The sequence below is a fragment of the Thalassolituus sp. ST750PaO-4 genome (assembly GCF_020320405.1).
GTDB lineage: Bacteria > Pseudomonadota > Gammaproteobacteria > Pseudomonadales > Oceanobacteraceae > Venatoribacter > Venatoribacter alkanivorans.
The window spans coordinates 509,908-536,237 of the sequence record NZ_JABVCB010000005.1; the positions used below are offsets into that span (position 1 = coordinate 509,908).

The 26,330-nt window shown below is 57.1% G+C and carries 24 protein-coding genes; 16 read left to right on the forward strand and 8 right to left on the reverse strand.

What is annotated here, in order from left to right:
- Nucleotides 1-172: 172 nt before the first annotated feature.
- From HUF18_RS04760 to HUF18_RS04770, 3 genes are read left to right on the forward strand one after another with little or no spacing between them, the layout of a single operon-like run.
- Nucleotides 173-1,897: a hypothetical protein gene (locus HUF18_RS04760; RefSeq protein ID WP_225691326.1), complete on the forward strand. Its 1,725-nt coding sequence runs from the start codon at nt 173-175 to the stop codon at nt 1,895-1,897.
- Nucleotides 1,898-1,929: 32 nt separating this feature from the next.
- Nucleotides 1,930-2,535, forward strand: a complete 606-nt coding sequence (locus tag HUF18_RS04765) for a penicillin-binding protein activator LpoB (RefSeq protein ID WP_145467245.1) — start codon at nt 1,930-1,932, stop codon at nt 2,533-2,535.
- 9 nt (nt 2,536-2,544) lie between these two features.
- Complete coding sequence (locus HUF18_RS04770) at nt 2,545-3,585, forward strand: LPP20 family lipoprotein (protein ID WP_225691327.1); 1,041 nt, start codon at nt 2,545-2,547, stop codon at nt 3,583-3,585.
- Between the two features lie 191 nt (nt 3,586-3,776).
- Here HUF18_RS04770 and argH read toward each other — a convergent pair whose 3' ends face one another.
- Entirely contained in the window at nt 3,777-5,177 is a 1,401-nt protein-coding gene (argH, locus tag HUF18_RS04775) for an argininosuccinate lyase (protein WP_225691328.1), read from the reverse strand.
- A gap of 158 nt (nt 5,178-5,335) precedes the next feature.
- On the opposite strand from argH, the gene HUF18_RS04780 reads away from it, so the two are divergent.
- From HUF18_RS04780 to HUF18_RS04805, 6 genes are all read left to right on the forward strand, one after another.
- Nucleotides 5,336-6,439: a sensor histidine kinase gene (locus HUF18_RS04780; RefSeq protein WP_145467227.1), complete on the forward strand. Its 1,104-nt coding sequence runs from the start codon at nt 5,336-5,338 to the stop codon at nt 6,437-6,439.
- On the forward strand, nt 6,436-7,191 hold the full coding sequence (locus HUF18_RS04785; RefSeq protein WP_145467225.1) for a LytR/AlgR family response regulator transcription factor: 756 nt from the start codon (nt 6,436-6,438) through the stop codon (nt 7,189-7,191). Before HUF18_RS04780 ends, HUF18_RS04785 begins: the two co-directional genes overlap by 4 nt.
- Nucleotides 7,192-7,312: 121 nt before the next feature.
- The gene (gene hemC / locus HUF18_RS04790) at nt 7,313-8,254 is read left to right on the forward strand and encodes a hydroxymethylbilane synthase (RefSeq protein WP_225691329.1); all 942 of its coding nucleotides are present in this window, start codon (nt 7,313-7,315) and stop codon (nt 8,252-8,254) included.
- Between the two features lie 5 nt (nt 8,255-8,259).
- Nucleotides 8,260-9,030: a uroporphyrinogen-III synthase gene (locus HUF18_RS04795; RefSeq protein ID WP_225691330.1), complete on the forward strand. Its 771-nt coding sequence runs from the start codon at nt 8,260-8,262 to the stop codon at nt 9,028-9,030.
- 83 nt (nt 9,031-9,113) lie between these two features.
- A complete protein-coding gene (locus HUF18_RS04800) occupies nt 9,114-10,259 on the forward strand; it encodes a uroporphyrinogen-III C-methyltransferase (protein WP_225691331.1) in 1,146 nt (381 codons plus the stop codon).
- Entirely contained in the window at nt 10,256-11,446 is a 1,191-nt protein-coding gene (locus HUF18_RS04805) for a heme biosynthesis HemY N-terminal domain-containing protein (RefSeq protein WP_225691332.1), read from the forward strand. Before HUF18_RS04800 ends, HUF18_RS04805 begins: the two co-directional genes overlap by 4 nt.
- Before the next feature lie 47 nt (nt 11,447-11,493).
- Here HUF18_RS04805 and HUF18_RS04810 read toward each other — a convergent pair whose 3' ends face one another.
- Together HUF18_RS04810 and HUF18_RS04815 are read right to left on the reverse strand one after the other, a co-directional pair.
- A complete protein-coding gene (locus HUF18_RS04810) occupies nt 11,494-12,768 on the reverse strand; it encodes a substrate-binding protein (protein ID WP_225691333.1) in 1,275 nt (424 codons plus the stop codon).
- 135 nt (nt 12,769-12,903) lie between these two features.
- Nucleotides 12,904-13,761: an MBL fold metallo-hydrolase gene (locus HUF18_RS04815; protein WP_225691334.1), complete on the reverse strand. Its 858-nt coding sequence runs from the start codon at nt 13,759-13,761 to the stop codon at nt 12,904-12,906.
- Nucleotides 13,762-13,868: 107 nt separating this feature from the next.
- Between HUF18_RS04815 and HUF18_RS04820 the strand changes: the two genes are divergently transcribed.
- The gene (locus HUF18_RS04820; protein WP_145467213.1) at nt 13,869-14,777 is read left to right on the forward strand and encodes a LysR family transcriptional regulator; all 909 of its coding nucleotides are present in this window, start codon (nt 13,869-13,871) and stop codon (nt 14,775-14,777) included.
- 21 nt (nt 14,778-14,798) lie between these two features.
- Here the strand turns inward: HUF18_RS04820 and HUF18_RS04825 are convergent, their stop codons facing one another.
- The 3 genes from HUF18_RS04825 to ubiD are packed head-to-tail and all read right to left on the reverse strand — an operon-like array spanning nt 14,799 to nt 18,165.
- Nucleotides 14,799-15,626 carry a mechanosensitive ion channel family protein gene (locus HUF18_RS04825; protein WP_145467211.1) on the reverse strand — a complete coding sequence of 276 codons (828 nt, stop codon included), beginning with the start codon at nt 15,624-15,626 and terminating at the stop codon, nt 14,799-14,801.
- 38 nt (nt 15,627-15,664) lie between these two features.
- Nucleotides 15,665-16,705, reverse strand: a complete 1,041-nt coding sequence (locus HUF18_RS04830; RefSeq protein ID WP_225691335.1) for a 2Fe-2S iron-sulfur cluster-binding protein — start codon at nt 16,703-16,705, stop codon at nt 15,665-15,667.
- Complete coding sequence (ubiD, locus tag HUF18_RS04835; protein WP_225691336.1) at nt 16,702-18,165, reverse strand: 4-hydroxy-3-polyprenylbenzoate decarboxylase; 1,464 nt, start codon at nt 18,163-18,165, stop codon at nt 16,702-16,704. Before ubiD ends, HUF18_RS04830 begins: the two co-directional genes overlap by 4 nt.
- A 112-nt stretch (nt 18,166-18,277) precedes the next feature.
- Between ubiD and HUF18_RS04840 the strand changes: the two genes are divergently transcribed.
- The 3 genes from HUF18_RS04840 (at nt 18,278) to HUF18_RS04850 (ending at nt 19,805) form a co-directional block, all read left to right on the forward strand.
- Entirely contained in the window at nt 18,278-18,670 is a 393-nt protein-coding gene (locus tag HUF18_RS04840; RefSeq protein ID WP_225691337.1) for a DUF423 domain-containing protein, read from the forward strand.
- A gap of 18 nt (nt 18,671-18,688) precedes the next feature.
- Nucleotides 18,689-19,414 (forward strand): tRNA (guanosine(46)-N7)-methyltransferase TrmB, encoded by a 726-nt coding sequence (gene trmB / locus HUF18_RS04845; protein ID WP_225691338.1) that lies wholly within the window; start codon nt 18,689-18,691, stop codon nt 19,412-19,414.
- A 97-nt stretch (nt 19,415-19,511) separates the two neighbouring features.
- Nucleotides 19,512-19,805, forward strand: a complete 294-nt coding sequence (locus tag HUF18_RS04850) for a PA4642 family protein (protein ID WP_225691339.1) — start codon at nt 19,512-19,514, stop codon at nt 19,803-19,805.
- Nucleotides 19,806-19,816: 11 nt separating this feature from the next.
- On the opposite strand, the gene HUF18_RS04855 is transcribed toward HUF18_RS04850, so the two are convergent.
- Nucleotides 19,817-20,338 carry a hypothetical protein gene (locus HUF18_RS04855; RefSeq protein WP_225691340.1) on the reverse strand — a complete coding sequence of 174 codons (522 nt, stop codon included), beginning with the start codon at nt 20,336-20,338 and terminating at the stop codon, nt 19,817-19,819.
- Between the two features lie 180 nt (nt 20,339-20,518).
- Complete coding sequence (locus tag HUF18_RS04860) at nt 20,519-22,153, reverse strand: hypothetical protein (RefSeq protein ID WP_225691341.1); 1,635 nt, start codon at nt 22,151-22,153, stop codon at nt 20,519-20,521.
- Between the two features lie 209 nt (nt 22,154-22,362).
- Here HUF18_RS04860 and HUF18_RS04865 point away from each other — a divergent pair, with 209 nt between their 5' ends.
- The 3 genes from HUF18_RS04865 (at nt 22,363) to HUF18_RS04875 (ending at nt 26,297) form a co-directional block, all read left to right on the forward strand.
- Nucleotides 22,363-23,217, forward strand: coding sequence for a hypothetical protein (locus tag HUF18_RS04865; protein ID WP_225691342.1), 855 nt, complete (start codon nt 22,363-22,365; stop codon nt 23,215-23,217).
- 112 nt (nt 23,218-23,329) lie between these two features.
- On the forward strand, nt 23,330-23,740 hold the full coding sequence (cueR, locus tag HUF18_RS04870; protein ID WP_225691343.1) for a Cu(I)-responsive transcriptional regulator: 411 nt from the start codon (nt 23,330-23,332) through the stop codon (nt 23,738-23,740).
- Between the two features lie 58 nt (nt 23,741-23,798).
- Nucleotides 23,799-26,297, forward strand: coding sequence for a heavy metal translocating P-type ATPase (locus HUF18_RS04875; protein WP_225691344.1), 2,499 nt, complete (start codon nt 23,799-23,801; stop codon nt 26,295-26,297).
- The last annotated feature ends 33 nt before the right edge of the window (nt 26,298-26,330 follow it).

The window sequence follows — 26,330 nt, forward strand, 5'->3', positions numbered from 1 at the left end:
CACTTTATGCTTGCCGGCCCTGCTTTTATGGCGGCAATGTTTCCGCACCGTCCGGATGCCGGGGCTGTTTTTGAGCATGGTGTCGTTTTCGGGCTTGGGCTTTCAGGACAGGCGTTTTAGACTGTCGCTCCTCAAGCTAATTAACGAGCAACTTATTAAGCAAGGAGCTGCTGTGAAACCGGGTAAAACCCTTCGTTCAATTTCTGCGTTGCTGCCAGTGATTTTGCTGGCTGGTTGTGCAACCTATGGTGCCGGAGTGACCGGAGCTATTCAGGATGTACAAAAAGGCGATTACGCCGCCTCCGAAGCCAAATTTCAGAAAGCCCTGAACCCAAGCGGTAATGACCGTCTGCTTTATCATATGGAGCTGGCGGTGGTTAAACATCTGGAAGGCGATTTTACTGCCAGTAATGTGCTGCTCGATAAAGCGGAGCGCATCGCCGAAGACCTGGAAACAACCAGCATTACCGGTTCCGTGGTGACGCTGATGTCAAACCCGCGTCAGGGCCCTTACGGTGGTGCCGATTTCGAGAAAGTCTTTATTAACTATTACAAGGCACTGAACTATTTTGGTCTGGCGCAGCTGGCGGCCGACCGCAATGGTTATTACGAGGCGCTGGAAGGTGCGCGTATTGAATCCCGTCGTCTGATTATCCGCCTTAACGATCTGAACTCGCGTAAAGGCACCTACGCCGAGCAGAACGATAAAGATCAGCAAACCTTCACCAAACTGCTGAAAATTTTTGAGAAGCTGCAGGGCAATCTGGTGGATATGGATAAACTGCAATACCGCGATGACGCCATGGCGCATTACCTCACCGGTATCAGTTTTGAAATGAACGGCGAGTACGATGACGCCCGCATCAGTTACCAGAAAGCCGCGAAAAGCTATGAAGATGGCTTCAGCAAGCAGTTCCGCCTGGACTCAGAAATGACCGCGCAGGCCTGGTTCGACACCATCCGCATGATGCAGAAGGCCGGAGGTTACAACACTGAATGGCGCGCACTGGCAAAGAAAAAACTGAGCAAAGCGCGTCAGGCCGAGCTGAAAAACTGGACAGCTGACAAAGCTCAGATCATCGTGCTGGAGCACAAAGGTCTGGCGCCACAGCGTAAAGAAATGAGTCTGGAACTGTCGGTGAATCCGGCCCTGCAGGCGCTGGAAATCCGTCCGTATTTCTTTGGTAACGACAAAGCCCAGCTGGCCTGGTTCTATGTGCTGTACGCCGATAAAGATATTTTCGATGCAGTGGCGAACTACCTCGATGCCGCCGAAGTCGGATACTGGTTTAACAGCTTTACCAAGACAGTGCCTATTGGCCCGCTGTGGAATACCGCGCAGGATATGGGTCTGCTGAGTGCCATCGGCGATTCTATGCGCATTACCGTACCTTACTATTCACCGGTTAAAGCGCTGGGTGAGAGTACCCTGAGCGTTGATGGCGAGCGTAACCTGATGCTGAAATCCTCCAACCCGGCATTGATGGCGGTGCAGGAACAGATGGTTAACTCATCTACCGATATTCAGCTGGCGCTGGCGCGTTCATCATTGAAAGCCTTAACCGCACAATCGGTTGCTTCAGCTGGCGGCAGTGGCTCGCTGGGCAGTATTCTGTCGATGGCCGGTAAACTGACGGCACAACTGACCGATGCCGCTGAAACCCGCAACTGGCTTTTGTTGCCAAGCGATATCCGCATTCGCCGGGTTGTTGTTGAGCCGGGTGAACATACACTGGCGCTGGACTCCACGCTGAACGTGGGCCAGCGTCAGAGCGCGCAGGAACAGGTGAATCTGAAAGCCGGAGACATCCATCTGTGGCGCGTACGTACATTGCCTCCTCTGGCCGGTGCGGCCAAAGAAAGCGAAGTAAAACAACTGATTAAAGTATCTGAATAACTCATATTCATTGTCTGATAAGGAAGGACACCATGCTGACAAATATCACCAAACTGACTGCCTGCACTCTGCTGGGTGCCTCTGTGCTGCTGTCTGCCGGTTGCTCAACCAAAGTAACCCGTCTGGCGGCTAACGAAGAAGTGGCGCTGTCTGATCGCTGGAACGCCAAAGACTCCGAACTGGTGGCCAACGAAATGATCACCGACATGCTGTCTTTCCCATGGGCGCGTGACTTCGAGATGGACAACAACCGTCGTCCGACCGTGATCATCTCACGCATCAGCAACAAGTCGCACGAGCACATTGCCGTCGATACCTTCATCAACGACATCAAGCGTTCCATCATCCGTTCCGGCCGTGCCGGTTTCGTGGCCGGTGGCGATGAGCGTGATGCGGTACGTGATGAGCGTCGCGATCAGGAACTGAACGCCAAGAACGCCAAGGCTCAGGGCCAGGAAAAAGCCGCTGATTTCGCGCTGTCCGGCACCATCAACTCGCTGGTGGACCAGGTGGGCAAAGAACGTGTGACCTTCTATCAGGTAGACCTGAAACTGATCGACATGGAATCCAATATGGAAGTGTGGAACGGTCAGAAGAAGATCCAGAAACTGCAGCAGAAATCCTCTTTCGGATTCTAAGGACAGCCCGTGGCTAAGCGCTTACTGGTTGCGGCACTGGCACTGGGCACAGGCATCAGCCTGCTGTCCGGTTGTGTCGGCAACAGCACCAAACCGGCCAAAGACGCAGCCCGCAGCAGCAAAGCTCCGGCCTGGGTAACGCAGCCGCCGCAGATGCGCGGCATGGCCTACGGCATCGGTTCGATGGAAATCTACGGCAGTGCCACCGATGCGGTAAAACGCGCGGCGGAACTGGCGCGGATTGATCTGGTATCGCAGCTTAAAGTCACCGTCAGCGGTGACTTCAGCAGCGAAACCGTCGAGCTGAGCGGCAGCAACCGTGACAGCGAAGTACTGCGTACCGTGCGCAACTATGTGCGCAGTCAGGTGCCACCGGCCGAGCTGGACGAAGTGCAGATCAGCGAAACCCATACCGACGCCAAATACGCTTACGCCCTGGCCGAGCTGGATCGTAATGCCGCGGCCGCACGTCTGCGCCGCGATATGAACGATATCGAACAGGAACTGAGCGCCATCGGCGAACTGCAGCCAACCGGTAACCGCCTGCAACAGCTGCAGCCGTTATTGCCGGCACTGACCCTGTTCGCCAAGCGTGAGCGTCTGGGTGAGCGCCTGACGCTGATCAGCATGGAACGTAAGGCCCCGGCCTTAAGTCCTGAACTGAAAGCACTGCAGGACCGCATCTACGCCCAGATCGACCAGCTGCAGGTCAGCCTAGAGCTGCTTGATGACGGCGCGCAGACCATTGGTGGCGGCGTGCTCGAAGCGCTGACCTCGCAAGGGCTACGCATTCAGGACGGCAGCGACGCCGACCTGCGCTTCGATATCAGCGCCCAGCTGAGCGGTAAAGCCAAAGACGGCAGCCACTACGTGTTTGCCGACAGCCGCGTTACCATCCGCGATGGTGCCGGTCGTGTGCTGAGCTCGTTCAGCAAACAGGCAAAAGGCGTGTCCGGGCTGGAAGACGTGGCCCGGCAGAAAGCCGCCCGTGAAGTTGCCAAGCTGATTGGTGATGAACTGGCGGTAGCGCTGGTGGATAAAATCCGCTGATAGATGCAATTCGCTGATGGCTACAATCTGCTGATAGTGGCGATTGCTGCGCAATAAAAAAGAGCCTCGGTTGAGGCTCTTTTTTTGTCTGGTGTTTGGGTTGAATTGTGTTGGTAGCCAGCCATATGCCTGCAAAGGCATAAGATGAAGCATGACTGCCGCACTGAAAACGGCAGTCACCCAGAGGGGTATCAGCCGCGCTTGGCCAGCGCTGTTTTCGCCCGTGCCGCAGCGGCACGTACCTGATCCGGTGCGGTGCCACCAATATGGTTACGCGCCGCGACCGAGCCTTCCAGTGTCAGTACATCAAAGACGTCAGCGGTGATTTCAGTGGAGAACTGCTGCAGTTCTTCCAGCGTCATTTCGCTCAGGTCTTTGCCGGTTTTTACGCCGTAGCCAACCGCTTTACCGACGATTTCGTGGGCGTCACGGAACGGGATACCTTTGCGCACAACATAATCGGCGAGGTCGGTGGCGGTGGAGAAACCACGCATTGCGGCTTCGCGCATATCGTCTTTGCGGGCAATCAGGTTGGGCGCCATATCGGCGAAGGCACGCAGGCTGTCGCGCAGGGTGTCGACGGTGTCGAACAGCGGCTCTTTGTCTTCCTGATTGTCTTTGTTGTAGGCCAGCGGCTGCGATTTCATCAGCGTCAGCAGGCCAACCAGATGGCCGTATACGCGACCGGTTTTACCGCGTACCAGTTCCGGCACGTCGGGGTTTTTCTTCTGCGGCATGATGCTGGAGCCGGTGCAGAAACGGTCCGGCAGGTCGATAAAGCGGAACTGGGCAGAGGCCCACAGCACCAGCTCTTCGGAGAAGCGCGACATGTGCATCATGATCAGCGACGCGGCTGAGCAGAATTCGATAGCGAAGTCGCGGTCGGATACGGAATCCAGGCTGTTTTCGGTCGGCGCGTCAAAGCCCAGCAGTTCAGCGGTGTAATGACGGTCGATCGGGTAGGTGGTGCCGGCCAGTGCTGCAGCACCCAGCGGCAGCTGGTTCATACGCGCACGGCAGTCCTGCAGACGGGCGTAATCGCGCTCGAGCATGGCGTTCCAGGCCAGCAGGTGATGACCAAAAGTCACCGGCTGCGCAGTCTGCAGATGGGTGAAGCCCGGCATAATGGTGTTGGCTTCTTTTTCTGCCAGCTCCACCAGGCCCTGCTGCAGGCGGGTCAGCTCGGCGCTGATGACGTCGATTTCGTCACGCAGGTAAAGGCGGATATCGGTGGCCACCTGATCGTTACGGGAACGGCCGGTGTGCAGCTTCTTACCGGTGATGCCGATCTTTTTGGTCAGCGCCGCTTCGATGTTCATGTGCACGTCTTCCAGCGCGACTGACCATTCGAAGTCACCGCGCTCGATTTCGATACGCACTTCTTCCAGCCCGCGGATGATGTCATCGCGTTCCTGTGCTGTCAGTACGCCGACTTTGCACAGCATTTTGGCGTGGGCGACGGAGCCCTGAATGTCCTGACGGTACATGCGGCGGTCAAAGTCCACCGATGCGGTGTAGCGCGCAACAAAAGCGTCGGTCGGTTCGGAGAAGCGTCCGCCCCAGGAAGCATTGGTGGATGATTGATCAGACATGAGTACCTCAAACTGGTGCATGAATCGGAAATGGCGCGGATTATAACCATTGCGGCAGCGCTCTGTCCCTGTTTTGCCGCCATTCAGCGTTTGCAGGCTTGCCCTGTTGCAGTACTGGCGACAGACTTAGGCTCCGCGCCAGTTCAGGAATCATCACTTTGTCAGCCAGCCATTCAACATCCTCTTCTGCCCGTGGACAGCAGGCGCTGCTGGAAGCCTTTTTCCTGCCTGACCTGTGTAACACCCGTGCGGTGATTATTCTACTGGCGCTGAGCGAAGCGCTGGTGCTGGCGCTGACGCTGGTCGAGAGCGGTTTGCCGCAATTTTCCTGGCAGCGTTTTACCGTGGTGTCGTTCTTTGTGCAGTGGGTTTGTCTGCTGTCGGTGGCGATTCTGTGTCAGCTGCGGGTTTTGCTGGCGCGGTTAACGGCGATGTCGGCCTCGCTGGTGGCACTGCTGGTGATCGAGCTGGTAACGCTGGGGGTTAGTCTGATCGGCGAGTGGTTATGGCCCCTCGACCGTACTTACACCGACTGGCCCTGGGTACTGCGCAACCTGCTGATTGCCGGCGTCTTCGGCGCCATGGCGATGCGTTATTTTTATGTGCAGAGCCAGTGGCGGCTGAAAACCCAGGCCGAGCTGAAATCGCGGCTGGCGGCACTGCAGGCCAATATCCGCCCGCACTTCTTTTTTAACACCCTGAATACCGTGACTTCACTGATCAGCGTTGATCCGGATAAGGCCGAACACCTGTTGCTCGATCTGGCGCAGCTGTTCCGCGCGGTGCTGAATAACGATGACGCACAGATCCCGCTGGCGCAGGAAATCGAACTGGGTCGCCGTTATCTGGGTATTGAGCAGGTGCGGCTGGGCAATGAGCGCCTGCAGGTGAACTGGAAATTGCCGCAGCCGTTACCGGCGGCGCTGAAAGTACCGCAGTTGCTGCTGCAGCCATTGCTGGAAAACGCGGTTTACCATGGTATTCAGCCGAGTATCAGCGGTGGCTGGATTGAGGTTGAGCTGGCACAGGAAGGCCAGGCGGAAGATAACGGCGCCTGGTGGCTGACTATCCGCAACAGCAAACCTGAGGGCAGTGGTGAAGCGGGTAACCGTCTGGCGCATAATAATATCCGCGCGCGGCTGGCCGCACTGGATGAACAGGCGCGGCTGGAAGTTGACGATCTGGGCGGGGAATATATTGCCCGTCTGCGTTTGCCGCAGGCTGCGGCGGATGGTGTAACAACCGTTAAGGGAAGTGTATGACCTATCGTGTTCTGCTGGTGGATGATGAGCCTCTGGCGCGGGAGCGCATGAAGCGCTTGTTGCTGGAACACCACGATTTTGTCTGTGCCGGAGAAGCCGGGAACGGCGATGAAACGCTGGCATGGCTGCGTATGCATCGGGCCGATCTGGTGCTGCTCGATATTCAGATGCCCGGCCGCAACGGCCTGGATACCGCCGCCGCGATACAGGAATTGCCGCAACCACCGCTGGTGGTGTTCTGCACCGCTTATGACGAACACGCGCTGCAGGCCTTCGCCGTGAAAGCCATCGACTATCTGCTGAAGCCGGTGCGCAAAGAAGACTTATGCCGCGCGCTGCAGCGCGCCAGTGAATGGCTGGCACAGAGTGGCGCGCAGGCGGATAACGAAGCCACCGCGACCGCCGCCCGTCCCGCCGGCAGCCGCACCCATCTGAGCGCGCGTACGCACAATGGCCTGCAGCTGATTCCGCTGGAAGAGGTGTTTTATTTCTACGCCGATCAGAAATACGTCAACGTCCATCACGAAGGCGGCGAAACCCTGATCGACGATTCCCTGCGTCAGCTCGAAGACGAATTCCCCGGCCTGTTTGTGCGCGTACACCGCAGCGCACTGGTTGCGCTTAACCGCATCGAGCGTCTTGAAGCCCTGAACAGCGGCGGTCACAAGGTGTATTTACGCGGCCTGGCTGACGGCGTTCCGGTCAGTCGCCGGCATCTGCCGGATGTGCGGCGGGTGATGAAGGAGCTGTAACCAAGGCTCTGGTGTCGCTCCCGACCCAGATCATTACCCCCATTCATTCCCCGCTGGTATGATGCGGCATTACTTTCTGAATTCATTGTCAGGCCCGGCCTGACCCGCGTTAAGGAATGTCATGTCTGCCGTAACCACGCTCCGCATTGCTACCCGTAAAAGCCCGCTTGCCATGTGGCAGGCCGAACATATCAAGGCCCGTCTGGAAGCGCTGCATCCGGGGCTGGTGGTCGAGCTGGTGACCTTTACCACCCAGGGCGACAAAATTCTCGATGTGCCGCTGGCCAAGATCGGCGGCAAGGGCCTGTTCGTGAAAGAACTCGAAGTTGCGATGCTCGACGGCCGTGCCGATATCGCCGTGCACTCGATGAAAGACGTGCCGATGGAATTTCCCGAAGGTCTGGAGCTGGGCATTATCTGCGAGCGCGAAAACCCGCACGATGCCTTTGTCTCCAGCACCTATAAAAGCATTGATGAGCTGCCGCAGGGCGCGGTGGTCGGTACGTCCAGCCTGCGCCGTCAGTGTCAGATTCAGCAGCAGCGTCCGGACCTTATTATCAAAAGCCTGCGCGGTAACGTGCAGACCCGTCTGAGCAAGCTTGATGCCGGTGAGTTCGATGCCATCATCCTCGCCGCCGCTGGTCTGCTGCGTATGGAAATGCACGACCGCATTGCCTCCTTTATTCCAGCCGAACAATCGCTGCCAGCCGGTGGCCAGGGTGCCCTGGGCATCGAATGGCGGGCCAATGACAGCGCCATCCATGAGCTGTTAAAACCTCTGCACGATGATAAAACCGCCGCTTGTGTGCTGGCCGAGCGTGCTCTTAACCGTCGCCTGCAGGGTGGCTGTCAGGTGCCGATTGCCGCTTACGCCGAGCTGGATGGCGAGTCGCTCAGCCTGCGCGGTCTGGTCGGCAGTGTGGATGGCAAAACCATGCTGCGTACGGCGCAGAGCGGACTGGCCGCAGACGCCGAAGCCATGGGCATTGCGGCGGCTGAAGACCTGTTAGCACAGGGTGCCGGTGCTATCCTGTCCGCCGTTTACGGCCATGACGTGAAGTAATGACCGTGGCTGTCGCTGTCCCCATCGTTGTTACCCGCCCGGACGGTCAGGCGGGTGGGCTGATCGCTGAGCTGAGTGCCCGTGGTTTTCCGGTACGCCATCATCCGCTGATTGAAATTGTGCCGCTGGCCGACGATGAACAGGCGGTGGCCAGTGGTTTGCGCCAGCGTATTCTGGATATTGACCACTACACCGCGGTGATCGCCATCAGTATGAATGCCGCCGCTATTGGTCTGGATTGGCTCGACCGTTATTGGCCGCAGCCGCCACTGGGTATACATTGGTGTGCGGTTGGGCCAAGTACCGCCGAAGTACTGCAGCGGGAAGGTTTCAGTGTGCATTCACCCGTGACAACCTACGACAGCGAAGGTCTGCTGGAGCTGCCGGTGATGCAGAGCGATGTGATCGGTGGCCGTAAAGTGCTGCTCTGGCGTGGTGTCGGCGGGCGCGAAAAACTGGCGTCAGAGCTGGCTGCCCGTGGTGCCGAAGTCGATTACGCCGAACTGTACGAGCGCCGTGAAATTGCCTGGAGCGCACAGCAATGGGCCGGCACGCTGGCCGGTGAGCCGGTGCTGCTGCTGAGCAGCAATCAGGCGCTGGATATTGTTGAGCAACAGGTGCCCGACTTGGCTCAGCGCGTCAGTGCCATTATGTTGCCCGGTGAACGCGTTGCAGCAGCAGCCCGCAGCCGCGGTTACCGCGAAGTGCTGGTGGCGGCCAGTGCCCGTGATGAAGATATGCTGGCTTGCCTGCAAGTCTGGCGGGCAGCGCAGTAACAAATAACAGTGTCAGGGCCACGCCAAGGCCCGGCGCAGAATAAAAGAATATCAATTCAGCGATACAGCGAAGGATTCCGACAGTGACCACAGAACAAAAGGGAACGGATAATCAGTCTGCCGCAGACGCCCCGGTTGCCAAGCCAGTAAAGGCCAAAGCCGCTAAGGAAAAGGCTCCTGCAAGCAGCGCGCAGCGCAGCAGTCCGCACCCTCTGTCATGGATCAATCTGGTTCTGATGCTGGGTCTGTTTGCCCTTGCGGCCTATGCCGGCTGGCTGAGCTGGGCGCAGCAGCAGAATACCGCCGCAGAGCTGGCGGTACTGCGTGACCGGGTGGATCAGGCGCAGAACAACGCAGCCGCACTGAGCGCCAAAGAAGCCGAACTGCTGGCGCAGGCCAAAGCGCTGAATGAACAGTCGGCACAGCTGCAGGAACAGGTCGCACACAATACCGACCGTCTGGGCAAGCTGCCGGGCGCTGAGCGCCAGGACTGGCTGCTGGCGGAAGCCGAATATCTGCTGCGTATGGCCAATCAGCGCTTACAGCTGGAGCGCGACTGGGATGGTGCGCTGAGCATGTTGCAGGCGGCCGATAATGTCCTGACCGAAACCCGTAATCCACGTCTTAATCCGGTACGCGCCACCCTGGCAAAAGAAATGCTGGCGCTGCGTACGGCACCGGCCATCGACCTGACCGGCGCCGTACTGCGTGTACAGGCACTGCAGGAACAGATTACCCAGCTGCCGTGGATTCCTGATCGTCTGATTGCCGAACAGCCAGCCACCGAGGCCGAAGTGCCGGCGGCTGACGGCGACGAAACCTGGTACTGGCAGCTGTGGAACAGCGTCAGTACATCGCTGCAGGGCATGATCCGTATCCGTGAACGCAGCGCGCCGGTAGCCGCGCCGCTGACGCCGGATCAGCAGTATTATCTGCAGCAGAATATGCACCTGATGCTGGAACAGGCACAGGTAGCGCTGCTGCGTCAGCAGGCTGATCTTTATCAGCACAGCCTTAAGCGTGTTGGCGGCTGGCTGCAGGACTACCTGATTGTCGATGATGAACGTACCCGCGCGGTCAGCAATGCCCTGCAGGAGTTACAGCAGTGGAACGTTGCCCCGGCACTGCCGGACATCAGCCGCTCGCTGCAGCAACTGCAGACTCTGGTTGAACAACAGCGCCGTGGCACAGTAGCGCCTAAGGCCGTGGGCGCGGAGGATGCGGCATGAGGGTATGGCTGCTGTTTCTGGTTCTTACACTGGGGCTGGGGCTGATTGCCGGAACTCTGGTCAGCCTGGATGCCGGCTACGTACTGCTGAGCTGGAATAACTACACGCTGGAAACCAGTCTGTGGGTCTTTATCGGTCTGGTGATGATCGCCATGCTGCTGATGTACATGCTGCTGCGTTTCAGTCTGTTGCTGCTGGGCAGCGACTGGCGTTTTAACGAATGGCGCCGTCAGCGCCGTAACCAGCGTGCCCGCCGTCAGACCACACGCGGCCTGCTGAGTCTGGCACAGGGCCAGTGGCGCCGTGCCGAGCGTCTGCTGACCCTGACCGCCGACGACTCCGATACGCCGTTAATCAATTACCTGGCAGCGGCCCGCGCGGCTTACGAGCAGGGCAAAATGGAAGCCGCCGATGAATGGCTGAAAGCCGCCAGTCAGAGCACCAAAGGCGCCGAGCTGGCCGTCGGCCTGACCCAGGCCGAGTTGCTGAATTCGCGCGGCCAGAAAGAACAGGCGCTGGCGGTATTGCTGCGTTTGCGTCAGAAACACCCGAAACATGCCTATCTGCTGAAACTGCTGGTAAAAACCTACCTCGACCTGCAGGACTGGGTGGCATTACACGAGCTGCTGCCGCTGCTGCGCAAGGCCACCAAAATTCCGGCCGATAAGATCAAAGAGCTGGAAGAGAACGTTCACCTGCAATTGCTGGAACGGGCGGTGCGTGGTCATGGCCAGCGCCCGGGTCAGGGAGTGGCGGAGCTGAAGCGCCTGTTTCACGATATTCCCCGTCAGCTGCGTTATTCACTGCCGATCACCCGTCGCTATATTGAACTGCTGATCGAGCAGAACGAAGAAGCGCTGGCCGAGCATGAACTGCGCAATGCACTGAAATACGTCTGGCACGATGAGCTGATCAGCCTGTATGGCACACTGAAAGGCGAAGACGCCAGCCGCCAGCTGTTGTTTGCTGAACAGCAGTTACAGGAGCGGCCGAACGATCCACAACTGCTGCTGATTCTGGGGCGTCTGGCACTGCGTCTCAACGATCTCGACAAGGCGCAGGAATACCTGCAAACCGGCCTGCGTATCAAAGGCCTGCCGGAGCTGCATGCGGAAATGGGTAAGGTGTTGCTGGCCGAAGGGAATGAATCCCGTGCCTGTGAGCACTTCCAGCTGGCGCTGCGTTAACTGAGGACGATGCGGCCGGTCACTGACCGGCCGCTATTATTCTGGCGTTATTCCAGCGCCAGTTGTTTACCTGCGGCGCGGCGTTCCGCCTGCCATTCACTCAGGCTTTGCGCGGCTTCGTTGCCCGGCAGGCGGGCCAGAATCTCAAAGAAATCCTCGTGCAGATTGCTCTGCAGAATCTCGTTACGCGGACGGCTGCGTACCACATACACGCTTTGTACGTTCTGATGGTCAAAGGCGCGCCACTCCTGTTCATCCTTGAGGCTGCTGTAGCGGTGGCCTTCCAGCGCTTTGATCAGCTTGCCGGTGTTCAGTGAGCCGGCACGTTCCGCGGCAGCCTTAAACTGATAGACGATGTTGTAGGCCGATGCCGCAGAGCTTGACGGATAGGCGCCGTATTTAGTCACGAAGGCTTCAACAAAGGCTTTACCTTGCGGATAGTCGTAGCGGTAAGGCACCTGCCAGCACCAGGGCACAGCCCCGATAACGCCTTCCATAATGCCGGAACCGGCCGACTTGGCCATGCCCAGGGTCAGATTGGGCACGATAATGGTCATCTTGTCTTTCAGGCCCATCTGCTGAGCAGCATGCAGCGCCAGCGCCATATCATCACCAAACTGTACCAGCATCAGTACATCGGCACCGGAGTCGCGCGCGGCTTCCAGTGCGGTGCGCATATCACCATCACGCGGACGCGGATAAGTTACACGCACGCCGGGGTGAGCACTGGTATCGGTGGTTTTGGTGAAGGTGCGCAGTGACTCTTCGGTCGACCAGCCCCAGCTGTAATCGGCGGTCAGATAAAACAGCTTTTTGCCCTGCAGGCTGTCATTCAGATAAGACGCCAGTGCCTTGGCCGCCATGTGCGCATTATAGGTTTCGCGGAACATGTGTTTATGCCCTTCGGCACCGGTGGTTTCGTTGGCGTAGGTCAGGGTGCCGAAATAGAGCAGATCGTGTTTGGCAGCCTGTTTACCGGCAGCAATGGCCACCGCACTGGATGAACCGCCAAACAGCATGGATACATGCTGCGCGGCGAGGGCATCGACGTTTTCGACGGCTTTATCGGGTTTAGAGGCGGAGTTGGCGGTCAGCAGTTCAACCGGGCGGCCAAGGATACCGTTGCCGGCATTGAGTTCTTCGATGGCCAGTAAAGCGCCGCGCGCCTGAGCCAGGCCCTGTTCTTTATAGCGCCCGCTGGAGGGATAGTTGAGACCGAGTTTTACGCTGTCACCGGCGGGTGCGGCCTGAATGGCCTGTGGCATGGCAAATGGCAGTGCCAGCAGCAGGCAGATGGTGGTGCGGAAGAATGCAGCGGGCATAGGGCTCTCTCCTGAAAGTCAGCCCGCTATCATCCTCCCGCATGGCATAAATGACTTTTAACCATTGGTCGGATAGACGAACGTCTGCGACATGAACGGCCGCAATCTGTGCCTGCGGCCGTTCATGTATCATGGCTACCAGCTCATCTCGCTGGTCGCGACTTTAGCGCTGATCGTCAGGCCGTCATCTGCCGGAAGCTGAGGGTAGGCTTGTGTCATTGCTTTGATCAGGTCTGCCGAGGTGTGTGCTGTGGCCAGCTCTGCCTCAAAGCGCAGGATATAGTCACGGGTAAACTGAACGGCGGAGGCTCCTTCTGGTTCCGCGCCGTGAAAATGTCCGGGTACCACCCGTTCAGGCTGCAGGGCAAGCAATCCGTCCAGGGTTGAAAGCCACTGCTCACGGGCAGTCGGCGTCTGGCTGTCGGCCATCCATACGTGCAGACCACTGTGAATGGCCACGCCGCCCAGTGCGGTTTTCAACGATGGAATCCAGATAAAAGCGCTGGGGGTGTTCATTGCTTTTATCTCAATACTTTCGCCTTCCAGTGTCAGCTGGTTACTGGTCATTACCTTTGGCACCGTCAGCGTTTGCGGTGCCGCATCGGCAAGTATCGGGCCCCAGTAGGCGAGCTTGGCATCTTTGGTTTTAACAATATGATCCACCACGTGCTGGCTGGCCACGACTCTGGCCTGAGGGTAGGCCGCCAGAACAGGCTCAAGACCAAAATAGAAATCAGGATCACCGCCGCTGATAAAAATGGTCGTCAGAACTTTGCCACTGGCTTTGATCAGTCCGGCCAGTTTCTGGCCATTGTGCACATCAAACTGAGCATCGATCAGGATGGCTTCTTTTTCACCGCTTATCAGGGTCGAGGTGACCGGGAATACGGCCTGCTCGCCGGGATTGTAAACCTGAACGCTGAGTGCCCCCGCGTTTGTTATGTTGCTCAGCAGGGCGGTTGCCAGTGTCATAAAAGCTAAGAGTTTGTTCATGGTTGTTTCTCTGACTGGAAAGAGTGAATGGAGCCAGTCTATTGAATCAAATCAGTATCAAATACAGCATAATGGTGACTTCACTATTGCATAATCCGGACATATCTATGGATCGACTGACAGCGTTGCAGGTCTTTGTTGCGGTGGTTGAGCGGGGCAGCCTGAGTGCGGCTGCTGAACGGCTGGATATGTCCCGGGCCATGGTGTCACGCTATCTGGCCGAGCTGGAAGAATGGATGGGAGCGCGGCTGCTGCACCGCACAACCCGACGCCAGAGTCTGACGGCAACGGGGGAAGAAGCTCTGCAGCGCGCGCGTGGCATGCTGGCTTTGGGTGAAGAGATGGCGCAGCTCGCTAACCATGAGGGCGAGGCGCCACGCGGACAATTGCGGATCACCTGCAGCTATTCACTGGCGCATGCGGTGTTGATGGATGCCGTGCATGAGTATCTGGCTCGCTGGCCGGGAACCGCGATAGAGATTCTGCAGCTGGACCGCACCGTGAATCTGGTGGAAGAAGGGATTGATCTGGCGTTACGCATTACCAATGATCTGGACCCGAATCTGGTGGCGCGCAGGCTGGGTGTCTGCCGTTCTGTGGTGTGCGCCAGTCCGGCTTACCTGCAACAACAGGGGACTCCGCAACAGGTCGCGGATCTGTCCCGCCATAACTGTCTGACCTATACCTATTTTGGCAAAAGCCTGTGGCAGTTCCGGGGAGCGGAAGGGCCGGAATCGGTGGCGGTGAGTGGTAATCTGAGTGCCAACCAGTCAAATCTTCTGCTGCACAACACCCTGCTGGGCGGTGGTATCAGCCTGCAGCCTGTGTGGTCTGTGGCTGATTATCTTGAGCGTGGTGAGCTGGTGGCATTGCTCAGCGATTACGAGCCGGTACAGCTCGGCATTTACGCTGTGTATGCCACCCGTAAGCAGATGTCGCCGCTGCTGCGCAGTTTTCTCGATTTTCTGGTGACCAGGCTGAATGATGAGCGCTGGTCTGACCAGAAAGCCGGTTAACTGCGCCTGAAGAGGCAGGTATCAGGCGACGTCTTTATGCCAGTGTACATCCATCTGCGGGAACGGAATCTCAATGCCTTCGGCATCAAAGCGCAGCTTGATGCTTTCGGTCAGCTGGAAGCGTACATCCCAGTAGTCTTCGGCTTTTACCCAGGGGCGCACGATAAAGTTCACCGAGGAATCGGCCAGCTCGGACACGGCAATTTTATAGGCCGGATCTTTCAGCACTTTGTCATGGTCTTTGACCAGTTCTTCCAGAATGCTCTTCGCTTTTAACAGATCGGAGCCATAGCTGATGCCGATCACCATATCGATGCGGCGCGTCGCTTCTTCGGAGTAGTTGATCATGGTGTTGCCGAACACATTGCCGTTTGGCACGGTGACGACTTTGTTGTCCGGGGTTTTCAGACGGGTGCTGAAAATGGTGATTTTATCCACAGAGCCGGCCACGCCACCCACTTCAACATAATCACCCAGCTTGAACGGCCGGAACACAATCAGCATTACGCCGGCAGCAAAGTGTGACAAAGAATCCTTCAGCGCCAGGCCAACGGCCAGACCGGCGGCACCGAGCAGGGCAACCAGTGAGGTGGTGTCGAGCCCGAGTTGTGACAGGGCAAAAACAATAACCAGCAGCACCAGCGTGCTGTTCATCACCGTGGCCAGAAAGCTGATCAGAATCGGATCGAGGCGGGCGCGCTCAAGCGCTTTGGTGGTGGTACGGGTAACAAAGCCCGCCAGCATGCGGCCGATAATAAAAATCAGCAGCGCCAGTACTATCTGTGTACCCCAGGGCAGAATATAGGTTTCCCATAACTGCTGCGGATTAATGGTGAAGGTCCAGTTCATGTAAGCTCCTGATTGGCAGGTAAGGGGATAGTTGATCGTCAGTCGCGTGGTGCATAGGCAAAGACATCGGAGTGCATATTGGCACGGGTCAGGCCCAGCGGTGCCAGCTGATCGAGGGTGCCGTACACCATATTAGGTGAGCCGCAGGCGAACATCTGTACCTGGCTCAGATCGGCAAAGTCTTCGTGAATCACCTGATAAATCCAGCCGGCGCGGCCATGCCAGCCTTCGCTCTGCTGTTCGATAATCGGGTGGTAATGAAAGTTCGCATGCTGTTGTGCCCACTGCAGGGGCAGGTTGGCCAGATAGAAGCCCTCGGCTCCACGATTGGACCAATACAGGTGAATTTCCTGCTGTGGATTCAGCGCCAGCGCGCCTTCGATCAGGGCTTTAATCTGTGAGAAACCACTGCCGGCCGCCACCATGACCAGTGGCTGATCTTTGTGCTGCTGAATAAAGAGTTTGCTGATAAAGCAATCGCCCGCCGGCAGAGTGACGCGCGCTACGACGGCGTCGCGCAGGAAGTTAATAATGCGCAGGGCGTTGTCACTGCTGTTGGCGATGTGCAGCTCGATCTTACGCGGATCGGTATTGTTCATGCTGCCCGGTGCACAGGCGATGGAGAACGGCACCTGCTCTTCGTTACCCTGTTCGTCGCGCACGTGCAGCAGCAGGTACTGGCCGGGCCAGAAATCGGCGCTCTTGCCGGCCGGGGTAAGTAATTCTATGCGCCAGATATCATCGCCCAGCAGTTCCACGGCAGGAATCTGACAGGCCAGGCTGACCTGTGGCTTGTGGTTGGGGGCGTAAACATCGGCCATATATATCTCAACATCGGTCTGGGGTTGGGCGACGCAGCATAATACCTGATTGTCTTGCTCAAGTATGGTCTGACCCAGAGAGTTGCGAAAGCTGAACGCTCCGGCAAGCCTTTCGCCCTGGCAGATCTGGCAGATCGCATTTTCGCAGCTGACCGGCACGATCACGCCCTGTTGTAGCGCGGCCTCGGCGATGGTCTGATCCGGGGCACAGCGGATGCGCGCCCCGGATGGCCGGAAGGTGACGGTATGAAGCGTCATAACCCCAGCTGGTCCCAGATTTCATCGACTTTATTTTTAACGTCCTGATCCATCACGATCGGCGTGCCCCATTCACGGCTGGTTTCACCCGGCCATTTGTTGGTGGCATCCAGACCCATCTTCGAGCCCAGGCCCGATACCGGCGAGGCAAAGTCGAGGTAATCAATCGGTGTGTTTTCAATCAGCGTGGTGTCACGTGCCGGGTCCATACGGGTGGTGATGGCCCAGATCACGTCTTCCCAGTTGCGGGTGTTTACGTCGTCGTCGACCACAATCACAAACTTGGTGTACATAAACTGGCGCAGGAACGACCACACGCCCATCATCACGCGCTTGGCATGACCCGGGTATTGTTTCTTCATGCTCACCACCGCCATGCGGTAGGAACAGCCTTCCGGCGGCAGATAGAAATCGACGATTTCCGGAAACTGCTTCTGCAGAATCGGCACAAAGACTTCGTTCAGCGCCACTCCGAGAATGGCCGGCTCATCCGGCGGCCGGCCGGTGTAGGTGCTGTGGTAAATAGGGTCTTTACGGTGGGTAATGCGCTCGACGGTAAATACCGGGAACTCATCGACCTCGTTGTAATAGCCGGTGTGGTCACCGAATGGCCCCTCTGGTGCCATCTCGCCCGGATGAATTACCCCTTCGAGTACGATTTCAGCCGAGGCTGGCACCAGCAGATCGTTGCCGATACTTTTTACCAGCTCGGTTTTGCTGTCGCGCAGCAGGCCGGCAAAAGCGTATTCGCTCAGGGTGTCCGGCACCGGCGTGACGGCACCGAGAATGGTGGCCGGGTCGGCACCCAGCGCGACAGTTACCGGGAAAGGTTCGCCCGGATGGGCCTTCTGCCACTCAAGAAAATCCAGCGCGCCGCCGCGATGGCTGAGCCAGCGCATAATCACCTTGTTTTTAGCGATCACCTGCTGGCGATAAATACCTAAATTGTGGCGCTCTTTATGCGGCCCTTTGGTAATCACCAGCGGCCAGGTAATTAACGGACCGGCATCGCCGGGCCAGCAGTGCTGTACCGGAATTTTGCTCAGGTCGACGTCATCCCCCTCGAGTATCACATCCTGACAGGGCGCCTTGCGTACTTCTTTCGGCCCCATCGACAGCACTTTTTTGAAGATCGGCAGCTTTTCCCAGGCGTCTTTCATGCCCTTGGGTGGCTCGGGTTCTTTTAAGAACGCCAGCAGCTGACCGATATCACGCAGCGCTTCCACCGACTCTTCACCCATGCCCAGCGCCACCCGTTTCGGGGTACCGAACAGGTTGGCCAGAACCGGCATGTCATAACCTTTGGGATTTTCAAACAGCAGCGCCGGACCGCCGGCACGCAATACGCGGTCGGCGATTTCGGTCATTTCCAGATGCGGATCAACCGGATAACGGATGCGTTTCAGTTCGCCACGTTTTTCCAGCGATTTAATAAAGTCGCGCAGGTCGGTGTATTTCACAGGCACTTCCACAGGCTTTTCAACTGCCGGGCATCATACCAGAGATGCTCCGGATATGACCTGACCGCCCGGCTCCTTTATAATCGCCGGCCAAAACCGCAGGGGGTTTTTTATGCAGGCAAAAAATACACTGATCACCGCCGCCGTTGCAGGCTTCAGCGGCGTCGCACTGGGCGCGTTCGGAGCGCATGGTCTGAAGGGCGTACTGAGCGCTGATATGCTGACGGTGTACCAGACCGCGGTGCAGTATCACCTGATTCATGCTGTGGTTCTGCTGGCCTTATCGCTGTGGCTGCAGGTGCAGCCATCGCGCTGGTTGAGCTGGTCGGCGCGGCTGATGTTGCTGGGCCTGATTCTGTTCAGCGGCAGCCTGTATCTGCTGGCGCTGAGCGGTGTGCGGCCGCTGGGCATGATCACACCGCTGGGTGGCGTCAGCTGGCTGCTGGGCTGGTCGGCGCTGCTGGTGGCGGCCGTTAAGCTGAAAACCCCTTCACACTCTTTGTAATTATTCAGGCAGGTTAGCGTGAGCGAACATGATGAAAATCCGGCAGCTGCGGCTGCGGAAGGCGACAAACCGGTTTACCGCCGCGGTATCAAAAGCTTTGTTATCCGTGCCGGGCGTTTAACCAAAGGCCAGGAAGGCGCTCTCGAACGGCAATGGCCGGTAATGGGCCTCGAACTGGCGCAGGGCGCGATTAATCCGGTTGAGGTATTTGGCCGTGACGGCCACGTGGTGCTGGAAATCGGTTACGGCATGGGTCAGTCGCTGGTGCAGATGGCGGCGGCCGCGCCGGAAAAAGATTTTATCGGTGTGGAAGTGCATCTGCCGGGTGTTGGTTCACTGCTGTATCTGGCGGAAGAAGCCGGTATCAGCAACCTGCGCAGCTATAAAGAAGATGCGATCGAAGTGCTGAAACTGCTGCCGGATAACAGCATCGACACCGTGCAGCTGTTTTTCCCCGATCCGTGGCACAAGAAAAAACACCATAAACGCCGCATTGTGCAGGCCGAATTTGCCCAGACCGTCCGCCGTATTTTAAAGCCGGGCGGCGTATTCCATATGGCGACCGACTGGGAACCCTATATGGAGCATATGCTGGAAGTGATGGATGTGGCCGAAGGTTATGAAAACGTTGCCGGTAAGGGCAATTGCGTACCGCGTCCGGAGCACCGCCCGCTGACCAAGTTTGAAAACCGCGGTGAGAAGCTGGGGCATGGGGTGTGGGATATGATGTTCCGCAAAGTCTGATCGCTGGCTGCGTTAACGGCCTCGTAAACGCTTACCGAAAATAATCAATCCGCATTGTCATTGCGCAACCGGATAGCAGAATACTCAGGAGAAAATCATGCAGAAGAAAGATAAAGAAAAAGTATTTGGTGGTGAGTGGTCAGAAGCGCAGCTGCGTGAATTTCTGAGCGCCAACAGCTATGACGGCAGCGATGCTGATTACGTCGCGGCCATCCGCGCTTACCGTCATATGGTGCCGGAAGTGTTTGCCGAATACGTGGAACTGTTTAAAGCCGAAGGCCATAACCTGAATGCAAAAAATGCAGAAGGTGCGAGCATTCTGCAAACCATCGCGAGCCACAGCAAAGGCGAAGAATATGCTGCGGCACTGCGTGCGGCGGGTGCTGAATAAGTAATATAAGCTCAGCCTGGCTGCGGAATTTCCTGCAGTAACAGGCTGATGGCTTCGGTATTAAAACCGGTATCGCTGACGCCGGTTTCCTGCTTCAGCCGCTCGACAATTTTCTGTTCGATGGCCAGCTGTTCTTCCGGTGGCAGCTGTTCAAACTCTTCTTCGGTCAGCCCCATTTCTTTCAGCACGGCCGCGCGCATTTTTTCTGCATCGCTCATTGCCATATAGTCGCGGAACTCCTGTACGGCGCTGCTCTTGGTACCGGTTTCTGCTTCTGTCGCGGGTGACGCCTGTACGTTGGTAGCCTCTGGAACAGAAGAGGTTACGGCCGGTGGTGTTGAAGCCGACGATGCTGAAGATGATGGTGCTGAGACTGCAGCTGTGGCAGAAGATTGCGCCTGCTGCTGAACGCGCAACAGATCGGCAAATACCGTATTACTGTTCTTCCCTGTTTTGTTTTCAGGTTGCGACTGAGGGTTGTTATTGATGTTGTGACTGATGGCGGCGAGTGCCTCCGTGCGGTTAATGTTCATACCCTGCCTCCTTTTCTGATGGTTCTGTCAGAAAGCAGTATGTATGCCATGGCGCTGCAGGCTGCTGTTTGGTTCTGTACAGAGTGGTTAAGGGCTATCAGAGCGGCAGCGGCTGTCCGCGTAGCGGCGACGGTCAGCCGGTTTTATCTGCCCTATTGTCTCTGAACTAGCCCCTCTGAATTAGCCCTGCAAGTGACCGATCGCCTGATACAGTGCCAGCGGTTTCTGGCTTTGCTGCTGTTGCTCACGCATCTGTTTTAATTCTTCAATGGTGGCGCGCAGGGCGTTCAGTTTGTTGTCCATATCTTTGCTGCCGGCTTCGATTTCGTTGCGCAGGTTAAGCGGAATGGCCCGAACCGGGTCGGGAATATCGACATACACATGGGCGTCTTTACCACTGGGTTTGCGCTGTTCTTCGCTGTGGTAGCGGTTAATGGCATCGGCGGCCCACTGACGCATATTCATCCGGCGGGGCTGCAGATCATCGTAAAGGGGCGCATTTGGGCGGGGTGCACGTCCCTGAATGGCGTTACTGCCGGCGTTGCCGTTGTTATTGCTGCGGGTGTTGTTGTGAGTACTATTGCCGGCATGATGACCAGCGTCGGCCGTTCCCGGCAGAGGGCCGCTGGCCGCCAGTCTGACTCCCTGTTCCGGTTCAAAGCGCAGCTGCACCCGGGTTTGTTCATCGCGACTGTTCAGCAATTCGTTATCGAACTGAAAAAAACTCAGCGGCGACTGCAGATTGATGGTGCCCTGTTCGCTGCTCAGGGCGAGGTTGCCGCCGCTGATGGCGTATTGCGGCAGCTCAGGCGGAGTATTCAGATGCACTTCCTGCAGCAACAGCGCTTCGCCGTTTTCATTCAGTGCAACACCGGAGCGGGCAATCACTCCGCGCACCTGGCCGGCGTCGTTTTTCAGCTCGTAATCGGAGGCGGCAGAACCAAGATAGAGTGCGCCTAAGCCGGCTTCCGCAGCGGAGCGCAGGGTTGGCCCTTCGTCATCAAATTCCATCAGGCTGAGCTGGCTGAAGATGGCATCGTTTTCATCAATCCAGCCGTTGCCGTCGTCATCGTACTGCGCCAGATCGGCAAAACCATTGCCACTCTGCGGGCCGAACATCTCGCTGCCGTCATCGATGATGCCGTTGTTGTTTTTATCGAATACCAGATAACCGCTGCCGGCGGCGGTACGGGCGATGTTCTCGCTCTGGCCGTCGGCGTTCAGGTCGAAGCTGAAACTCTGGTCACTCAGTTCGACCGCACCGCCGTTCAGATTAATCATTAACGGGTCGATCAGGTTGAGCTGGCCCTGAAACAGGTTGGTCTGCTCGGCGCGGGTGTAACGGCTGAAATCCAGCGCCAGCATAAAATCAATCTGACGGCCGTCTTCGGTCTGTACCTGACCCAGTGCTTCAAAGACCAGCGACTCTTCGCGTTCAACCTGCAATACGCTCTGCACTTCGACCTGTACGCCAAGGCCTGCGCTGCCCGGCCGGGCATTTACCGCGCTGACGATCACATTCAGCTGAGTGGTCTGTTCGGTCAGCTGTTGTGCCAGATAGGCTGAGGACGATTGCTGCTGACTGCCATCGGCATGGGTCACACTGCTGCTGCGACTCACTGCCTGGCTGCTTTCGGTGCGTGTACTCAGTGACAACTGAATGCCGGCACTGGCACTGCTGCCGCTGGCGGGATTGCTGCCATCATTCTCGCCATCACCTGCCGTGACACTCACCGACATAGCGCTCAGGCGGGCGCTTAATAACAGATCTTTTTGCTGAGCACTGAGCTGAACCTGCGACTGAACAATCTTCATGGCCGTTTCCTTTTGGCGGGTTATGCACAGGATTTCGGCCGGGCTGTTGATAACATTAAGATGATTAACGTATTGATGAATAGCTGTTCATGAATTGTTGTTCTATAGCATATGGCTGCTGAAAATCTGCAGATTTCTAATGAAAACTTGGCTTGATCAGAGCTCATCGTTATTATCGTGAAAACAATAAATAACTAATGGAATAGATTGTGAAATACCTCTCCCTTGCTATCGTCTCTGTCTCATTACTGACCGCCTGTGGTGGCGCGGGTGATAGTTCTGATTCTTCCGGCGTAGAGCGCTTTAATCCGGCACCTTATATTGCAGCTTCAGAACAATTGAACGGTAGTGGTTACGCCGGAAGTTGGGTCGGAGTTGTGAATATTCGCCGTGAACGCACAAACATGGTGAACGTCGAGATCAGTAAAATTGCTGAATCAAGTCGTCTGGAAAGCCTGATTATCCGTAACAAAAGCGCGGAGGCCGGTGGTGGTTGGGAAATGGCAAACTGCGCTGGTGGTTTTGACCCTATGAACATTACCATCGGTAAGATCGTGACGGAGCATGGGGATACCGGACGCGAATTCTTAATTGAGACAACCCGTCACCTGACTTATAAAGCCAGCGGGTTCAGAACGGTGGGATTAAGCCCTGTTTCTTATTATCAGGAAAATGTCACGGTAGAACTGGATTTTTATAAAGTCAGCGATGATGCCGACAGCCTGGGTTCTGTCTCGCTCAACTGGTCAGATACCGAAGGTGACAGTACATCTGCTATTCACTGTGCTTTGATTGAAAACAAAACCGGAGGGTATCGTACGGTGGCCCTGAGTCATGAAAACGATCTGCAACTTTATGTGGCCGAAGCCGTAATACCACCTTCTGTAGAAGCCTATGTCGGACAGAATGGCCATACCGGTGAAATCGTTAACCGTTTTACTCTGGGTGAACAGAACGTTCAGTTTTCGGAAGAAGGCCCGGATGTCTGGCGTTATAACTACTCCGTGACTGCCAGTAATGGATTGGGTGCTTCCGGTCAGGTCGTGCTTGATCTGCTGCCCTGATATCTTGCTGCATTAAAAACCAGCGGAATTGCCCGCTGGTTTTCCCATCTTATTTCTTTCCTGCTTAGTTTTTTCTGTACCATGATGGCGGTATTAAGTAACCGGAGTCGTCATGAACATTGGTGAAGCGGCCGCTCAGGCCGGTGTATCGGCAAAGATGATCCGCCATTATGAAAGCAGTGGGCTGCTGCCTGAGGTAGCGCGTACAGCTGCGGGTTATCGTCAGTATTCGGCACAGGATGTTGAAATGCTGAGGTTTATCCGCCGTTCACGGCTGTTGGGGTTTTCACTGCCGCAAATCGGTGAGCTGCTGGCGCTATGGGCCGATCCGCAACGTTCCGCGCGTGAGGTTAAGGCACTGGCGGGGCAGCATCTGCAGGAAGTGGAACATAAAATTCAGGAGCTGCATGCCATGCGCAGCACCTTGCAGGAGATGGTGGCCGCCTGCTCCGGCGATGACCAGTCGCACTGCGCGATTCTTGCTCAGCTGGCGGCAGACGACGGCGTTCATTCAGACGCTTGACCTTACCACCATGGTAAGGTTCACACTGCAGTCATTGCTTTCCTGACAGGACAGAACGATGACTCAATCTACTGCTATTCCCATCTCTGATGATTCTGCTGCCGTGCTGCAATTGCCGGTGATCGGCATGAGCTGTGCCTCTTGTGTGCGCCGTGTCGAACAGGCCTTACTGGCGACGCCGGGTGTCAGCGCCGCCAGCGTCAATCTGGCCAGTGAAAAAGCCGAGGTGACTCTGGCGGCCGATGGGCAAACACAGGCGCTGCTGCAAACGGTCAAAGACTGTGGTTATGAAACCCGCACTGAGCAGTATCAGCTGTCGGTGATCGGTATGAGCTGCGCATCCTGTGTCGGCAAGGTCGAAAAAGCCCTGCTCAGTCTGCCCGGCGTGCTCAGTGCGCAGGTCAATCTGGCTGCAGAAACCGCCACGGTGGAAGTACTGGCCGGTAATCTGGATGCGGCAGCGTTAATCAAAGCGGTCCGCACCACAGGGTACGATGCCGCACCTCTGGCGGCCGAACGTGATGACGACAACGCCCGGCGCGAGCAGGAACAGCAGCAGTTACAGCGTGATTTCTGGCTGGCCGCGGGGCTGACATTGCCGGTGTTTATGCTGGAAATGGGCGCACACATTATTCCGGGCATGCAGCAATGGCTGGCAGAGACTCTGGGCCAGTCAATGAACTGGGGCATCCAGTTAGTGCTGACCACGCTGGTGTTGTTTGGCCCCGGCCGGCGTTTTCTCAGTAAGGGTCTGCCGGCGTTATGGCGTCGCGCACCGGATATGAACTCGCTGGTGGCGCTGGGCAGTTTATCGGCCTGGGGCTTTTCGCTGGTGGTGACCTTCGCCGGGCAATGGCTGCCGGAAGGTACGCGCCATGTGTATTTTGAGGCGGCGGCGGTGATCGTCACCCTGATTTTGCTGGGGCGCTTACTCGAAGCGCGCGCCAAAGGCCGTACCGGCGAAGCCATTCAGCACCTGCTGGGTCTGCAGGTAAAAACTGCACGGGTCAAACGCGGAACAGAGCTGGTGGATGTTGAACTGGCGGATATTCAGGTGGGCGATGTGCTGGTGGTGCGCCCCGGTGAACGTATTGCCACCGACGGCGAAGTGCTGGAAGGCGAATCCTATGTCGATGAATCCATGCTCACCGGTGAGCCGTTACCGGTGGCGAAAGCACCCGGAGATGAAGTTGTGGGCGGCACGGTGAATAAAAACGGCGCGCTGACGTTCCGTGCCGCAAAAGTGGGTGGCGATACCCTGTTGTCACAGATTATCCGCATGGTCGAACAGGCGCAGGGCGCAAAGCTGCCGATTCAGGCGCTGGTCGATAAAGTCACGGCGATCTTTGTACCGCTGGTGATGGCCATTGCCGCCCTGACCTTTGTGGTATGGCTGTTGTTCGGCCCGCAACCGGCGCTGAGTTTTGCCCTGATTAATGCCGTTGCCGTGCTGATTATTGCCTGCCCCTGCGCCATGGGGCTGGCGACGCCAACCTCCATTATGGTCGGCACCGGGCGGGCTGCGGCACTGGGTATTCTGTTCCGCCGTGGCGATGCGCTGCAGAGCCTGCGTGACAGTAAAATCGTCGCGCTGGATAAAACCGGTACGTTAACCAAAGGCCAGCCGGAGCTGACCAACCTGATCTGTCAGCCGGGTTTTGAAGAAGACAGTCTGCTGGCATTAGTCGCCGCCGCCGAACAGCATTCTGAACATCCGCTGGCTGAGGCTATTGTGCGCGCCGCCAGAGAGCGTTCGCTGACACTGAGTGAGCCGCAGGAATTCAGCGCGCTTCCCGGTCTGGGTATCCGTGCATTGGTCGATGGCAAGCGTGTTGAAATTGGTGCCGACCGGTTTATGCAGCAGCTCGGATTGGATTTAATGAGCGCGGAATTACGGCCTTTAGCCGCGCAGAGTGCGGCGCTGGCGGCGGCGGGTAAGAGCCCGCTGTACGCCGCCATCGACGGGCAATTAGCGGCAGTCATTGCCGTGGCTGATCCTGTTAAAGACACCACTCCTGCGGCGATTAATGCGCTGCATGCGCTGGGCTTAAAAGTGGCGATGATTACCGGCGATAACGAACGCACCGCGCAGGCGATTGCTGCGCAGCTCGGTATCGACGAGGTGGTTGCCGGAGTGATGCCGGAAGGCAAAGTAGAAGCGCTGAAAACTCTGCGCGCCCGTTACGGTGCACTGGCTTTTGTTGGTGATGGTATTAACGATGCGCCGGCACTGGCCGAAGCGGATGTCGGCTTAGCCATTGGCACGGGTACCGATATCGCCATTGAAGCGGCCGATGTGGTGCTGATGAATGGCGACCTGCGGGCGGTGCCGAATGCGCTGGCCATCAGTCAGGCGACACTGCGTAATATCCGCCAGAATCTGTTCTGGGCATTTGCCTATAACGCCCTGCTGATTCCACTGGCAGCCGGTGCGTTGTATCCGGCTTATGGTGTGTTGCTGTCGCCGATGCTGGCGGCGGGGGCAATGGCGATGTCGAGCGTGTTTGTGCTGAGTAATGCGCTGCGGCTGAAGCGTTTTAAAGCGGTGCTTGGCTGATACCAAGCACATTGCTTTTGAGTTTCAATACGA